General features: G+C 62.5%; 16 protein-coding genes. 8 read left to right on the top strand and 8 right to left on the bottom strand.

The window, feature by feature from the left end:
• Positions 1 to 8: 8 nt before the first annotated feature.
• Positions 9 to 1,019, top strand: a complete 1,011-nt coding sequence (locus ASD03_RS02230) for an NAD(P)H-quinone oxidoreductase (protein ID WP_025426239.1) — start codon at positions 9 to 11, stop codon at positions 1,017 to 1,019.
• Positions 1,020 to 1,388: 369 nt separating this feature from the next.
• On the opposite strand, the gene ASD03_RS02225 is transcribed toward ASD03_RS02230, so the two are convergent.
• On the bottom strand, positions 1,389 to 2,126 hold the full coding sequence (locus tag ASD03_RS02225; RefSeq protein ID WP_025426240.1) for a DUF3750 domain-containing protein: 738 nt from the start codon (positions 2,124 to 2,126) through the stop codon (positions 1,389 to 1,391).
• A gap of 72 nt (positions 2,127 to 2,198) precedes the next feature.
• Between ASD03_RS02225 and ASD03_RS02220 the strand changes: the two genes are divergently transcribed.
• Positions 2,199 to 3,206: an asparaginase gene (locus tag ASD03_RS02220; protein ID WP_025426241.1), complete on the top strand. Its 1,008-nt coding sequence runs from the start codon at positions 2,199 to 2,201 to the stop codon at positions 3,204 to 3,206.
• 80 nt (positions 3,207 to 3,286) lie between these two features.
• On the opposite strand, the gene ASD03_RS02215 is transcribed toward ASD03_RS02220, so the two are convergent.
• The gene (locus ASD03_RS02215; protein WP_025426242.1) at positions 3,287 to 4,039 is read right to left on the bottom strand and encodes a DeoR/GlpR family DNA-binding transcription regulator; all 753 of its coding nucleotides are present in this window, start codon (positions 4,037 to 4,039) and stop codon (positions 3,287 to 3,289) included.
• Between the two features lie 92 nt (positions 4,040 to 4,131).
• Between ASD03_RS02215 and ASD03_RS02210 the strand changes: the two genes are divergently transcribed.
• Positions 4,132 to 4,503 (top strand): hypothetical protein, encoded by a 372-nt coding sequence (locus tag ASD03_RS02210; RefSeq protein ID WP_025426243.1) that lies wholly within the window; start codon positions 4,132 to 4,134, stop codon positions 4,501 to 4,503.
• Between the two features lie 109 nt (positions 4,504 to 4,612).
• Here the strand turns inward: ASD03_RS02210 and ASD03_RS02205 are convergent, their stop codons facing one another.
• Positions 4,613 to 5,344: a DUF4198 domain-containing protein gene (locus ASD03_RS02205; RefSeq protein ID WP_025426244.1), complete on the bottom strand. Its 732-nt coding sequence runs from the start codon at positions 5,342 to 5,344 to the stop codon at positions 4,613 to 4,615.
• Between the two features lie 138 nt (positions 5,345 to 5,482).
• On the opposite strand from ASD03_RS02205, the gene ASD03_RS02200 reads away from it, so the two are divergent.
• Complete coding sequence (locus ASD03_RS02200; RefSeq protein ID WP_025426245.1) at positions 5,483 to 6,103, top strand: glutathione S-transferase family protein; 621 nt, start codon at positions 5,483 to 5,485, stop codon at positions 6,101 to 6,103.
• Between the two features lie 9 nt (positions 6,104 to 6,112).
• On the opposite strand, the gene ASD03_RS02195 is transcribed toward ASD03_RS02200, so the two are convergent.
• Together ASD03_RS02195 and ASD03_RS02185 are read right to left on the bottom strand one after the other, a co-directional pair.
• Positions 6,113 to 6,307, bottom strand: a complete 195-nt coding sequence (locus ASD03_RS02195; protein ID WP_057212453.1) for a hypothetical protein — start codon at positions 6,305 to 6,307, stop codon at positions 6,113 to 6,115.
• A 345-nt stretch (positions 6,308 to 6,652) separates the two neighbouring features.
• A complete protein-coding gene (locus tag ASD03_RS02185; protein WP_025426247.1) occupies positions 6,653 to 7,570 on the bottom strand; it encodes a bestrophin family protein in 918 nt (305 codons plus the stop codon).
• Between the two features lie 249 nt (positions 7,571 to 7,819).
• On the opposite strand from ASD03_RS02185, the gene ASD03_RS02180 reads away from it, so the two are divergent.
• Complete coding sequence (locus tag ASD03_RS02180) at positions 7,820 to 8,398, top strand: dihydrofolate reductase family protein (RefSeq protein WP_025426248.1); 579 nt, start codon at positions 7,820 to 7,822, stop codon at positions 8,396 to 8,398.
• A 112-nt stretch (positions 8,399 to 8,510) separates the two neighbouring features.
• On the opposite strand, the gene ASD03_RS02175 is transcribed toward ASD03_RS02180, so the two are convergent.
• Complete coding sequence (locus ASD03_RS02175) at positions 8,511 to 8,897, bottom strand: MmcQ/YjbR family DNA-binding protein (RefSeq protein WP_051509197.1); 387 nt, start codon at positions 8,895 to 8,897, stop codon at positions 8,511 to 8,513.
• Entirely contained in the window at positions 8,894 to 9,097 is a 204-nt protein-coding gene (locus ASD03_RS02170; RefSeq protein ID WP_057212448.1) for a hypothetical protein, read from the bottom strand. The genes ASD03_RS02175 and ASD03_RS02170 overlap by 4 nt, the downstream gene beginning before the upstream one ends.
• Before the next feature lie 90 nt (positions 9,098 to 9,187).
• Here ASD03_RS02170 and ASD03_RS02165 point away from each other — a divergent pair, with 90 nt between their 5' ends.
• The gene (locus ASD03_RS02165; protein WP_025426250.1) at positions 9,188 to 10,129 is read left to right on the top strand and encodes a LysR substrate-binding domain-containing protein; all 942 of its coding nucleotides are present in this window, start codon (positions 9,188 to 9,190) and stop codon (positions 10,127 to 10,129) included.
• Between the two features lie 36 nt (positions 10,130 to 10,165).
• Here ASD03_RS02165 and ASD03_RS02160 read toward each other — a convergent pair whose 3' ends face one another.
• Entirely contained in the window at positions 10,166 to 10,825 is a 660-nt protein-coding gene (locus ASD03_RS02160) for a glutathione S-transferase family protein (protein ID WP_025426251.1), read from the bottom strand.
• A 221-nt stretch (positions 10,826 to 11,046) separates the two neighbouring features.
• Here ASD03_RS02160 and ASD03_RS02155 point away from each other — a divergent pair, with 221 nt between their 5' ends.
• Together ASD03_RS02155 and ASD03_RS02150 are read left to right on the top strand one after the other, a co-directional pair.
• A complete protein-coding gene (locus ASD03_RS02155; protein WP_128090418.1) occupies positions 11,047 to 11,400 on the top strand; it encodes a hypothetical protein in 354 nt (117 codons plus the stop codon).
• Between the two features lie 158 nt (positions 11,401 to 11,558).
• Positions 11,559 to 12,935: a PepSY domain-containing protein gene (locus tag ASD03_RS02150; RefSeq protein ID WP_025426253.1), complete on the top strand. Its 1,377-nt coding sequence runs from the start codon at positions 11,559 to 11,561 to the stop codon at positions 12,933 to 12,935.
• Positions 12,936 to 13,031 lie beyond the last annotated feature (96 nt).

Below are 13,031 nucleotides of genomic sequence, written 5' to 3'. Positions count from 1 at the left end.
GTAGAGCCATGTCCCTTCCAGTTGAAATGACCTTCGTTGATCTTCCGTCCCCGGGCGGGGCGGAAAATATGGTGCTGTCGAAGGGACCATTGCCGACGCTCAAGCCGGGCGACATTCTGGTGCGCGTCGAAGCGGCAGGCATCAACCGGCCTGATGTGCTCCAGCGCAAGGGCGACTATCCGCCGCCGCCCGGGGCGAGCCCCATTCTCGGGCTGGAGGTTGCCGGTGAAGTGGTGGCTCTCGGCGAGGGCGCGCAGGGTTTTTCGATCGGCGACAAGGTCTGCGCCCTGGCGAACGGCGGTGGTTACGCCGAGTATGCGGCCGTGCCGGCGACGCAGGCGCTTTCCTGGCCGAAAGGGTATGACGCGGTGAAAGCGGCAGCCTTGCCGGAAACTTTCTTCACTGTCTGGGCCAATGTCTTCGGCATGGCCGAGCTGAAAGCGGGGGAAACCATCCTCGTCCACGGCGGATCGAGCGGTATCGGCACGACGGCAATCCAGCTGGCAAAAGCATTGGGCGCCGAGGTCTTCGCCACCGCCGGCAATACTGAGAAGTGCCGGGCCTGCGAGGCGCTCGGCGCGAAACGGGCGATCAACTATCGCGACGAAGATTTCAAGTCGGTCGTGCTGGAGGAAACCGGCGGTCGCGGCGTAGACGTCATCCTCGACATGGTCGGCGGCCGCTATTTCGACCGCAATATTGGTACGCTTGCCAAGGATGGCCGGCTCTCGATCATCGCCTTTCTCGGCGGCGCCAAGGTCGAGGCCGCCAACATCGCCCCGATCCTGTCAAAGCGGCTGCATGTCATGGGTTCGGCGCTCCGCCCGCGAACGGCGGCAGAGAAACAGGCGATCCGCGACGGCCTGCTGGCAACCGCCTGGCCATTGCTCGAAGCGGGCAGCGTCGCACCGGTCATCCACGCGGTGCTGCCATTCGAACAGGTGGCGGACGGACACCGGATGATGGAAGAGGGCGACCACATCGGCAAGATCGTCATGACCATGCGAACCTCGTCATGACCGCGCGAAGTTCGTCGTGACCATGCGAAACGCATCATAACCTAGCTTGAGTTACGACCTTCGTCGGCCTTGCAATCCCGGGAAATTCACCTACCTTGAAATTATCGCTAACGAACAGAAAGGAAGGTGATCCAATGTCTAATGAGATTTCGGTCGTCGTGACAGGCATGGGAGAGGTGAACACGTCGAGGCGAACTTCGGCCTGATTCCCGCCTTCCTTCGGGTCCTAAGCCCGGGCCAGCCACTTGGCCAAAACTCATGGAAGGGTCGCCTCGCGCGGCCCTTTTCCATTTCTAGCCCGCCATGCAATTTCCCATCCCGATCTTCAGATGCATTCTGCGCCGGCGTGCGCGTGCGCCTGCGATGTCGTCAAATACCGAAACGCCCGACCGCCGGGATCTTGATGCCCGGTTTGGCAATGTCGAAACCGGCGACGAGGCCGAAGAAATGCAGCTCCAGGCCGCTGCGCACCCCCGCCGAAATGCCTGCGAGGCCATAGAGCGTCGCATGCAGGTCGCGGCTATCGGCGTCGATCTGGAACAGTTTCCCCTCCGGCAGGTAGTCGCGCCCGACAGCATCTGGCGGCAACACCGCATTGAGTTCGGGGACCGAGCGCAGCACATGGGCAACGAAGGTGTTTGAGTTCGGCCCCGGCCAGATCCGGTAGCCGCCGGCCGATGAATAGGGGTAGGCAGCGATTGCCGCTTCGATCTTCGGGATCAGCCTGCTCGCCTCGACGCCGCTGGCGGTCGCAACCAATCGCGGCTCGTTCGAATACCAACGGGCGTCCGCCTGATAGGCGTTCCTGCGGATCGGCTTGCCCCAGCCGACCTTGTCGTAGCGATTATAGGCCTGGGCGCCCTGTTGCTTGGTGACGATCCAGGCGTGGCTGGCGACCGCTCCCTTCATGCCGCCCGTCGTGGCGGAGAAGATATAGACCGCCGCATCCGGGCTTTGCGCCGGCTTCGGCAGGATGCCCGCCGAAGACCAATCGGCATGGCGCCAACTCTGCGGTCGCTCCTTCATATACCACCATCCGGCCGACGCTAGAGCCGGCAGAAGGTAGATGACCAGAAAGACGGCGACGAGCCTGCGGATGAATTTCATGAAAGCGCCGGTTTCCTGTTGTCCGATTCCTGCTAAATGCATGCACTAATCTAGGAAATTTGAGGGCAAGACATGTCGAATCCCGTTCTCGTCGAAGTCACGCGCGGCAATCTGGTCGAAAGCCGTCACCGCGGCCTGGTCATCGCTGTCGATAGCGAAGGCCGTACGGTCTTTTCGCTGGGCGATACCGAGAGCGGCGTGTTCCCGCGATCGGCCTGCAAGGCAATGCAGGCGCTGCCGTTGATGGAAAGCGGCGCTGCTGACGCTTACGGCTTCGGCAACAAGGAACTGGCGCTCGCCTGCTCCTCGCATTCGGGCGAGCCGGAGCATGTCGCGCTTGCCACGAAGATGCTGGCTGCTGCCGGCCGCGACGTGTCGGCGCTCGAATGCGGCGCCCACTGGTCGTCTGACCAGAAGACGCTGATCGGCCAGGCGCGCTCGATGGAGGCGCCGAGCGCGCTTCACAACAATTGCTCCGGCAAGCATTCCGGCTTCATCTGCGCCTGCTGCCATTCAGGCACTGAAGTGAAGGGCTATGTCGGCTATGATCACCCGCTGCAGCAGGAAATCCGTGGCGCCATGGAAAACCTCACCGGCGCGATCCTCGGCCGCGACAATTGCGGCGTTGACGGCTGCTCGATCCCGACCTATGCGGTGCCGCTGAAGGGGCTGGCGCACGGTTTTGCCAAAATGGCGACTGGCGTCGGTCTCGCGCCCGAACGCGCGCGCGCATCGAAGCGGCTGATCGAAGCCTGCATGGCCGAGCCTTTCTACGTCGCCGGCACGAAGCGCGGCTGCACGCGGCTGATGGAAACGGCACCGGGCCGGATCTTCGCGAAAACCGGCGCCGAAGGTGTGTTCTGCGCGGCGATCCCGGAAAAGGGCATCGCCATCGCCGTCAAATGCGGGGATGGTGCCACCCGTGCTGCCGAGGCGATGGTCACCGCTACGCTTGCTCGCTTCTTTCGGGGCGAGCCTGACGTGCACGCGGCACTGATGGCGCAGGCCAACCACACCATGAAGAACTGGAACGGCATCCCGGTCGGTGACGTCAGGGTGACGGACGCCTTCGCCGCCTGATGTCGATCGGAATGACGCGCGCGCAGGAATCCCGGCCGCGCGTTGTTGCACACGCCCCGTAGCGACCAGTACTCCGCGTCTCACGCCGACAGAAGCGCCATGCCCTTGTCGCGATAGGGGCCGAGAGCATCATCGTTCATATCTTCCGGCACGATCAGGCCGGCAATGTCTTCGGCGTTGGCGACGTGGTGCGGCGAAGCGGCATCGAACTTTTCGGCTGTCGCGATGACGAAGGTGTCGGCGGCTTGGCCAAGAATGGCGCGCTTGACGGCGGCCTCCTCGTAATCGCCGGTCGAAAACCCATGAACCGGATGGATCGCGGTGACGCCCAGGAAAAAGATGTCGACACGGATAGCGGTAATGGCCGCCAGGGCGGCCGCACCCGTTGCCACCATGGAGTGCTTGTAAAGCCTGCCGCCGATAAGGATCACATCCGCCTCATGTCTCTCCAGCTCCGCCGCAATGGTCGGGCTGTGCGTGATGATCGTCAGCCGCATCTCGCGCGGAAGCGCTCTGGCGATTTCGGCGTTGCTTGTGCCGCCATCGAGAAAGATCGTTTGCCTCGGTGCGACGAGCCCGGCTGCCTTGCGTCCGAGCCGGCGTTTGACGTTGCCAGCAATTTCCTGGCGTGTGGCAAAGTCCGGTAGGGCAGGTGTCAGCGGCAGCGCACCGCCATGCACCCGCTTCAGCAGCCCTTCGGCCGCCATTTCCCGGAGGTCACGGCGGATCGTATCTTCGGAAAGTTGCAATTCATCCGCCAGGCGCTTGGCGACGATCTCGCCATCGCGGCTTAGCCGCGCCGAGATCAACGCTCGTCTCTGTGTGGTCAGCATCATTTCGCTCCTTGACTCTTCACGATATTACACGAAATATCATGAATATTCCAGAGTTATCTGGGTGTATCGTGCAAAGTAAGGAAAAAATCATGTTGATCTTGATTGCGGGTCCCTATCGCTCGGGTACGGGCGACGATCCGGCCAAGATGGCGGAAAATTTGAAGCGTCTGGAGGAACCGTCCTATGCCCTCTTCAGGGCGGGCCATGTGCCTGTTATCGGGGAGTGGGTGGCGCTGCCGGTCTGGCATGCCGCCGGCGGCGCCAGCATCGGTGACGACCTCTACGAGGAGATCTTTCATCCCGTCGCCGGGCGCCTGCTGGCGCTTTGCGATGCCGTGCTGCGTCTGCCGGGCGACAGCAAGGGGGCGGACAATGATGTCCGCATTGCCCGGGAGCGCGGCATTCCGGTCTATTACAACCTCGAAGATGTGCCCGGCTGCAGCGAAGCGCAGGTCGCCTGAGCGACAGCAGCCCCGGCGGGTATAGCTCGCCGGGGCTGCGGATTGGTGCCGGGCATGCCGCGACGCGTGCCTTGTCGCACTTGCGCCGGCTACCCGGAAAGGCGTGGACTTATTCGTGCACGTGCGGCTCGGCGACGAAGGTCAGCGTTGCCGTCAGCCCCTTCTTGTCGGCGGCGGTATCCGCTTCGAGCGGAATTGCGTGGCTGACGGCGAGAATGTTGACGCCGGCATTGCGCAACGTCACTTCGGTTTCGCCCTTCGCGTCCGTTTTTTCGGAGACGAGCTCCGGAAGTCCGGCGTAGTCGACGGTGATTTCCTTGCCTTCGAGCGGCTTTCCATCAAGCAGCAGGCGGACGCGAAATTTTTCGCCGGGCTTCAGCCCGATCGGATTGTCGAGCGGCACGATCTGCAGTGGCTGGGCCGGGAAGGCCGGCATGTCGCCATGCACATGCACAAGCGCGATACTGTATTTCACCGAGTGGCTCGCCTGTTTGGCGCCTGGTACCTCGCTCTTCGGCTTGTTCACCCATTTGCCGTCAGCACCCTGGCTCCAGTAGCCGTTGTCGAATTCGAGCGCGAGCAGGGCCGGTTCGCCGTCGAGCTTCAGCAGGGCATGGGTGCCGGCCGGCTCGATGGTGACCGGCAATGCCGTGCCATCCTCGCCGAGGGCAGAAACGGATTTCACCTTGGCCGGATCATAGGCTTCGTCGGCGGGGCCGTGGCCGTAGATCACCGCAAGGTCGCCCCAGCGCTCGCCGATCCAGGCGCCATGCGCAAATGCCGGCGTGGCTGCGGTGGCCAGCAGACCGGCGGCAAGCAGGGAGGAAATCAAGGTCTTCATGAGTGACTCCGAAAATATGTTATAACGTTACGTTCACGTTGTATTGAAGTCATGTTCGGCTTGTCAACCGAGGAGACTTCATTTCTTCTGCGGCCCGAAGGCGGCGCCAGGGTCGCCTTGATTAGCAAGGAGAGTAACGTGCTGAAATTGTTCTACACCCCGGGAACCTGCTCGCTGGCCTCGCACATCGCGCTGGAAGAGACTGGCATCGATTACACGGCCGCGCCGGTCGATTTTTCCAAGGCGGAACAGACCAAGCCCGACTATCTCGCGATCAACCCGAAGGGGCGTGTCCCCGCGCTCGTCACCGATCGCGGCACAATTACCGAGACCCCGGCGATCCTCACCTACATTGCCCAAAGCGCTCCGCAAGCGAAGCTGGCACCGCTCGACGATGCCTTCGAGTTTGCACGGATCCAATCCTTCCTGAGCTATCTCTGCTCGACCGTGCATGTCGCCCATGCCCACGGCCGGCGTGGCTCGCGCTGGGCCGACGACCCGGCGGCGCATGAGGCGATGAGGGCCAAGGTTGCTTCGAATATGACGGATTGTTTCGAGCTGATCGAAACCAGGATGCTCGCCGGTCCCTTCGTCACCGGCGACACCTACTCGATCGCCGACCCCTACCTGTTCACGATCGCTGGCTGGCTCGAGCCGGATGGCGTCGACCCGACACGCTTCCCGAAGATTTTGGACCACCGCAACCGCATGACGCAGCGGCCGGCAGTCGCCCGGGTTCTCGCGGTTCTGAAGGGTTAAGGATCGGGGCTAACGGCCAGCGAGTCTCTCGGGCAGGTCGAGCGGGGGTTCGTCTGCCCAGGCGACGAATTCCCCGTAGCTGATCTGATCGTCGATAATGGCGCGGACGAACAGGCGGCAATAGGCTGCCGGAATCTCTGCCAGCCGCACGTCAAAATGGGACCCCAGCTTCGCCAGGTCGACATGCGATCCGGCCTTCGGCAATTCGCTTTTCCATCCCAAGCCTGCACCCGGTCACTGCACGGGAAAAGGCGTGGCGTTCTTCGCGAAGAGCACGTTTCCTCTGCTGCCATTCCTCGACCGTAAGGTTGTCAGCGCTGGAGGCACGGCCGAATTCGGCCACCCTGAAGTTCATCACAAGCATGAGAACAACGACAAGGCCGAGGCTTACGATGAGTCCGTTCAATGCCTTGCTGAGCCGCATTCGAAACCTTCGCTTTCAGGACACCCTGCATAGCAAATAGAAAACAAAGCTGGAAGCTGCAATGAGTTATCATGGCTATCCTGGCGTGTGTTGCCACAAGCCTGCGGTCCTTGGAAATCTGTCGGCTACATCAACATGTAATCCTTCGGTTGCGGCAATTCGGGCAGGTCGGTTTCTCCAAGCGCCTCGCGCAGATTGATCTCGATCGTATCGGCAAGCGCCACGATCGGCAGGTCGTTCGGCAGCGTGCCGAACGGCTCCTCCAGTTCATCGCCAAGCGCGTCGAGACCGAAGAAGGTGTAGGCGACGAGTGCCGTTACGAACGGCGTCGCCCACCCGAGCGCATCGGCAAATCCGAAGGGCAGGAGGAAGCAGAAGAGATAGGCGGTGCGGTGCAGAAGCAACGTGTAGCCGAAGGGAACCGGCGTGTTGCGGATGCGCTCGCAGGCGGCAAGCACGGCCGACATGCGTCCGACCGTGCCGTCCAGCATCATGTACTGAATGTCGCTGATCCTCTCAGTGGCACGCAGGCTGGCAAGCAGGCCGCCGATCTCGCGCAGCAGCAGGTCCGGGGCATTGCGGCTTGCCTTGTAGGTAGGCAGGAGATCCGCTGGCAGCCTCCGCAACGCCTTGTCGGGCTTGCTGCCCGGCCGCAGGTGGCAGACCAGCGTCTGCGCAAAGATGATCACCAGATTGAGCAAACGTGCCCGCGCGCCGTCCGCGTCACCTGCTTCGAGGATCAGTGTCTGGCGGGCAAAGTCACGCGAGACGAAAATCAGCTGCCCCCAATCCTTGCGGGCCTCCCACCAGCGGTCGTAGCAGGCATTGTTGCGAAAGCCGAGAAACACCGAAAGGGCGATGCCCAAAAGCGCGAACGGTCCGCTGTTGACGCTCGGCACCATCGTCGGGAAGGCCTGGTGCGACCAGACGACGCCGGCTGACAGGGCAAAGACGAACAGCACCTGCGGGAAGATCCGCTGGATGACCGAGCCGCGCAGAATGAAGAAGAGCTTGGGGAGGCTGGGGCGGTCGCGAACGATCATCGACGGGTACCTGTGCGGCAAGGATTTAGCATCGGTACAGGCGGGACACGAAAATTGGAAGAGCGCGCGATGTTGTCAGCGCCCGCATCCGTGCCTTGCCATGACCAGCAATGTAAATTGGCGATCTTCCCGCTGCCGTCCTTTTCGCCGCCTGCACCGCGGCACCAGTCTCCAACGATATTTCAGGCACCCTGTCGGCACGCGGGCGTCCCGCTCGTCCTTGATGAGAGCATCGAAGAGGAGACGAAAATGCGCAAGGTTGTTGCCGGCATGCAAATGTCCATCGATGGCAAGATCGATGGTCCCGATGGCTATGCCGATTGGGTCGAGTCCTGGTCGGATACCTTTGATCTCTTGCCCGAAATCGATGCCTGCGTGCTCGGAAGCGGCATGTATTCGGGCTACGAACAATATTGGAGCGCGATCAAGGCCGACCCGCACAGCCCGCTCGAATTGAGCGGAAACCTGCCGACACCAGAGGAAATCGAATACGCCGACTTCGCCCTGAACACGCCGCATTATGTGCTGTCCAACACGCTCGACGGCGTGCGCTGGGCGAACACGACGGTGCTGCGCGACGCAGCGGATGTTGACGCTTTGCGGCAACGGTCGGGCAAGACCATCTATGTGGTCGGTGGCGCGCAGACGGTTTCCGGCCTGCTCGACAGGGGCGTGATCGATGAGTTGCGCCTGACGATCCATCCGCTGGTGGTGGGGGAGGGCAAGGCGCTGTTTGCAACGATCGCGCAACGGCATCGCCTGCAGCTCAACGAGGCGAAGTCGCGCCCGGACGGCACTGTCAGCCTCGTTTATGCCGTCGGCGATTGAGCGATCCGGCTGGCTTGGGTTCAAAGGCAGGGAGCTAACGGCGTGGCATAGCAGGTATTTGTCGGGTAACGGCCCGGTGATCCGCCAGGCCCACGCGACGAGGAATGTCGAGTTAGGCCGGAAAGTCGGCTGACAGTTTCCGCGGCGCCTTCTCGCGCCAGGCGGCGATCAGCCTCTGTGTCAGGCTCGCGTCGTCGATCGCTCCAAGACGCACCAGCATCGCCGGCCATCCCTTGTAGTGATCGGTTTCGAAGAAGAGTGACGGATCGAGTTCCAGCAGCATTTCTTTTTCTTCGAGCGCGCACATGACCACCAGGGTGTCGGCGTCCTTCATGCGCGCAAAGCTCTTGCCTTTTACCAAGAGAGCGGGCGTGCCATAGGAGGTGCCGAGCGACACCTCCGGCAGGCCAGAGGCTTCGGCCAGCGTCACGACGCGGGCAAAAGGACCGTCGAGGTCTTCGCTCGGGCGGCCATTATGCGCGGCCGGAGGGTGGCTCATCGCCTGGCCGCCGAGGCGCAATCGCAATTGCCGGTCCGCGGCCAGGGCCAGCCCGGGAAGGGCAGGTCGCCGAGTTCGCGCCCGTCCATTCGTTCGAGATCGGGATGTTGCAATGGGTCGCGTGCCCAGGAGAGCGAGGCGTCCTGTCGGGTGTCGGTAAGAGATCGGGTCGGTTTCAACAGGGAGAAAATCTTCAGCATGGCGGGCCATCCTTTCGATGCTTCAGAGCATCTGCCTGTTTGACCACGATTTCAATTGAGATTGCCAAAGGGTAGGTTTAGAAAAACTATATGAAAGAATTGAATGCTATTCACCTGAACGGCTTGCGTGCGGTCGAGGCGGCCGGTCGCCTTGGCTCGCTGGCAGCAGCAGCCGAGGAATTGGGGGTGACCCCCGGCGCGGTCAGCCAGCAGATCGCCAAATCCGAGGCGCAGCTCGGCCGCATCCTGTTCGAGCGCACATCGCGTGGGCTGGTGGCCACGGATTTCGGCCGGCTGTTCCTGGCGCGGCTGAGCAATGCTTTCGGCGAGTTGGCTGAGGCGGTTGCCTCGGCGCGGCGGCGGGACGAATCGGTGCTGACAATCTCGGTCGCGCCGGTCTTTGCCGCGCGCTGGCTGGTCTACCGGCTCAATCGTTTCGCCGAGCGCCATCCTGATATCAGGCTGCGCATCGACGCGACGACCAGGCTCGTTAATCTCGATACATCGGATGTCGATGTCGGAATTCGTGTTGGTGAGGGTCGCTGGCCGGGGGTCAAATCGGAGCTGTTGCTGGAGCAGGAGGTTTTCCCGGTCTGCTCGCCGGCGATGGCTGAAAACCTGCGCGAGCCTGCAGATATTCTAAAGATGCCGGCGGTTATCGACGGCCATTCGATGTTTACCTGGGAGGTCTGGCTGCGCGAGGTCGGGCTTTCCGGTGCCGAATTGGGCGTGCGCCATACCTTCAACGAGGCATCGCTCGTGCTCGATGCCGCGATTGCCGGCCAAGGCGTGATGCTCGCCTGGCAGACGCTTGCCGGTTTCGCCGTGACCGAGGGCAGTCTCGTCGTTCCCTACGGTATCCGCGCGCGTACCGGCTACGGCCACTACTTCGTCAGCTCGCCCTCAAGGCGGGAGAGCAAGGCCACCACGGCGTTCAAACGTTGGGTGCGCGACGAGGTCGAAGAGGGCATGCGACTGCTCGACCTCAAGGCGCCACGCACCCGTTTCAAGCCACCGTCTGCGAGTGACTAATGTCGCTTCGCCGGCGTGGCGTTCGATGGCAGAAGCCTATTCGGCTTCCTTTGACCGAACCTCCATCATCGCCTTGAAAGCCGGACGAGACTGGCAGCGCGCCAGCCACGCCTTGACCTTGGGATGCCCGTCGAACAGTTCCGTCTGGCTCATGGCGTAGCGGAACACTTCCGCGAGGTTGAGGTCGGCGACGGTGAAGCGGTCGCCGACGATATGGTCCCGGCCATCGAGATGGCTTTCGAGATAGGCAAAGGCCTTGCCCAATGCGGTGACAGCCGCGCTGACCTTGGCTTTGCCCTCATCGGTGTTCTCGGTGCCGGCATCGTAGGTGAGAATGATGCGAACGGCGTGCGGCTCGACTTCGGTGGCCGCCCACATCGTCCAATTGCCGATCAGTCCTTCTTCCCGGACGTCGATGGGCGCAAGCGGCCCGCCATATTTGCGGGCGAGGTAGAGATTGTTGGCAAGCGATTCCGTCAGCACAAGGCCATCGTCGTCGATCGCCGGGATCAAGCCCATCGGATTGACGGCGAGAAACTCCGCCGACTTGGTGTTAACAGGCGCATCGTCCGCCAGCGGATCGGCCAGCCTATAGGCCTGCTTAACAGGTACGGATTTGAAGGGAATGCCGAGTTCTCCCGCCATCCAGTAATTGCGCGATGCGCGCGAGCGATAGACGCCATAGATCGTCAGCATGTCCGGTCTCCTCCTGTCATTTGCATACCCTTGTCATAGGCAATCGCGGACCGCGCAAGAAGCGGCGGGCGTTGATATCTCGCATGAAATCTTTTGCTGAACGACCGGTGCGGCGGTAAGGCCGCTTGTCTTTCAGACCTTCGCACACTAGCAATCCCAGCATCGATATGGGGGCTTGATTGGCGCGACCGCGGCGAGAGTGGATGAGGATGGACGCGGCAGTGCGCATTTTCTGCGCGCTGGTGTTCATCGTTTCCGCCCTGGTGCAACTGCCAGCGGGCGCCGCCATGCGGGCTGCACCGGATATGGCAGCCTATGTTCTGCCCGACGGCTCGCTTCCCGACCTCTGCCTGGCCGGCCATGACGATCCGGATGGCAAGGGCGGCACGAAAGCGCATGCATGCCAGTCCTGCTGTCTCGCCGCGCCGGTGCTTCTGCCCACGCCTCAGGCGTTTCACGCCAAGACCGCGCCTACGTTCCTGGCGCTCTCTTCGCCAGCAGCCAAGCTTTTGCTCGCTCGTCCGGTGCTGCTGGCTGGCTCCGGGCCTCGCGCGCCCCCACCGTTTTCCGCCTGATCTGCCTCTGAAGGGTTGAGTGCCAGCACGCGCACTGTCGACGAGGGGTTCTCGGTCGACGCGTTCGCTCCAGCGGCTGGCGCAACCACCACATCCAGACTTCAAGCAAGGGTAAGCCGCCAGCTGGTCATCGCTGGGCTTTTCCCGGGGGGACACCCATGACGACTGCATCTCTTTCCGGCGCCGCGCGACTGCCCGATGTCGCCGAGCGCGGCATTTCGCTCTACCGCGCGATCTGGCGCTGGCACTTCTTCGCCGGCCTTCTGGTCATTCCATTCATGATCAGCCTTGCCGTGACCGGCGGGCTCTATCTCTTCAACGACGAGATCGACGACACGTTCTTTGCCTATCGCAATATCGTTGCGGTGGGGGAGACGCCGCTGCCGCCCTCGGCGATCGTCGCCAACGCCGTCGAGGCGGTGCCGGGCAGCACGGCAGTTGCCTATCGCACGCCGGCCGGTGCCGATCGGTCGGCACGCGTGACGGTGGGCGTAGGCGCAGGGCGCCTGATGGTCTATGTCGATCCCTATACTGCCGGCATACTCGACATGGTCGCACCGAGCGACGAGTTCAACCAGGTGGTCGAAGACCTGCACAGCCTCGACTTTTTCGGCAAACGTGTCGAAACGATCATCGAGATTGTCGCGGGTTTTGCGCTGCTGCTCGTCGTCACCGGCATTTATCTCTGGTGGCCACGGCAGCAGACCGGCGGTGTGATCACCGTCCGCGGCACACCGGGGCGACGGGTGTTCTGGCGCGACATGCATGCGGTCACGGGCATCGCCTCGGCGCTGCTCATCGTCTTTCTCGCCTTTTCCGGTCTGCTCTGGTCCGGTTACTGGGGCTCGACCGTCAACGGCAAGCTGACGGCGGCTGGTCTGGGCTACCCGGCCGAGCTCTGGGACGATGTCCCGACCTCGACGAAGGTGTCGACCGACGTGCTCTCCAAGGCCGGCTGGCTGGTGGAGAACGCGCCGGTCCCGATGTCGGCGGCCGGCGGCGGCTCAGTCCCGTCCATCGGGCTCGACAGGGCCGTCGCGATTGCCGACAAGGCCGGCATGCTGCCTGGCTATGAACTGGCCATTCCCGCCGACGAGACCGGTGTCTACACCGCGGCGATTTTTCCCGCCGATCTCGCCCGCGAACGCACGATGCACATCGATCAATATTCCGGCGAGCCGCTGGTCGACATCGCCTTTGGCCAGTACCCGCCACTCGGCAAGGCGATCGAATGGAGCATCAACGTTCACAAGGGCCAGGAATGGGGGCTGTTCAACCAGCTGCTGATGCTTGCGACCTGCCTGGCGATCATATTCGTGTCGGTTTCGGCGGTTGTGATGTGGTGGAAACGGCGCCCGGCCGGGCGCATCGGCGTGCCGCCGATGCCGCCGCGGCGTAGTATCTATGCCGGATTGTGGTTGCTGGCGCTACTGTTCGGGCTGGCCTTTCCGCTGACCGGCATTGCGATCATCGTAATGATCGTTGCGGACCAGGCACTGATGCTGGTTCCGCCATTGCGCAGGGTTCTGTCCTGATTTGGCATGGGGCGGCTCGCGCCGCCCCATCTTTCCGGCTATATTGAGCACCGAAATGCAACCTCTGCACGATTTTCCTTGTCTTATTTAGGGACG

It is taken from the genome of Ensifer sp. Root127 (genome assembly GCF_001425225.1).
Taxonomy (GTDB): Bacteria; Pseudomonadota; Alphaproteobacteria; order Rhizobiales; family Rhizobiaceae; genus Ensifer; species Ensifer canadensis.
This window is presented reverse-complemented; position numbering and strand designations above follow the sequence as displayed.

Bases quoted from the DNA above. Each gene is read 5' to 3' on its own strand.
- ASD03_RS02230 (WP_025426239.1), top strand. From the start codon at position 9: ATGTCCCTTCCAGTTGAAATGACCTTCGTTGATCTTCCGTCCCCGGGC.
- ASD03_RS02225 (WP_025426240.1), bottom strand. From the start codon at position 2,126: ATGAAATTCATCCGCAGGCTCGTCGCCGTCTTTCTGGTCATCTACCTT.
- ASD03_RS02220 (WP_025426241.1), top strand. From the start codon at position 2,199: ATGTCGAATCCCGTTCTCGTCGAAGTCACGCGCGGCAATCTGGTCGAA.
- ASD03_RS02215 (WP_025426242.1), bottom strand. From the start codon at position 4,039: ATGCTGACCACACAGAGACGAGCGTTGATCTCGGCGCGGCTAAGCCGC.
- ASD03_RS02210 (WP_025426243.1), top strand. From the start codon at position 4,132: ATGTTGATCTTGATTGCGGGTCCCTATCGCTCGGGTACGGGCGACGAT.
- ASD03_RS02205 (WP_025426244.1), bottom strand. From the start codon at position 5,344: ATGAAGACCTTGATTTCCTCCCTGCTTGCCGCCGGTCTGCTGGCCACC.
- ASD03_RS02185 (WP_025426247.1), bottom strand. From the start codon at position 7,570: ATGATCGTTCGCGACCGCCCCAGCCTCCCCAAGCTCTTCTTCATTCTG.
- ASD03_RS02180 (WP_025426248.1), top strand. From the start codon at position 7,820: ATGCGCAAGGTTGTTGCCGGCATGCAAATGTCCATCGATGGCAAGATC.
- ASD03_RS02175 (WP_051509197.1), bottom strand. From the start codon at position 8,897: ATGAGCCACCCTCCGGCCGCGCATAATGGCCGCCCGAGCGAAGACCTC.
- ASD03_RS02170 (WP_057212448.1), bottom strand. From the start codon at position 9,097: ATGCTGAAGATTTTCTCCCTGTTGAAACCGACCCGATCTCTTACCGAC.
- ASD03_RS02165 (WP_025426250.1), top strand. From the start codon at position 9,188: ATGAAAGAATTGAATGCTATTCACCTGAACGGCTTGCGTGCGGTCGAG.
- ASD03_RS02160 (WP_025426251.1), bottom strand. From the start codon at position 10,825: ATGCTGACGATCTATGGCGTCTATCGCTCGCGCGCATCGCGCAATTAC.
- ASD03_RS02150 (WP_025426253.1), top strand. From the start codon at position 11,559: ATGACGACTGCATCTCTTTCCGGCGCCGCGCGACTGCCCGATGTCGCC.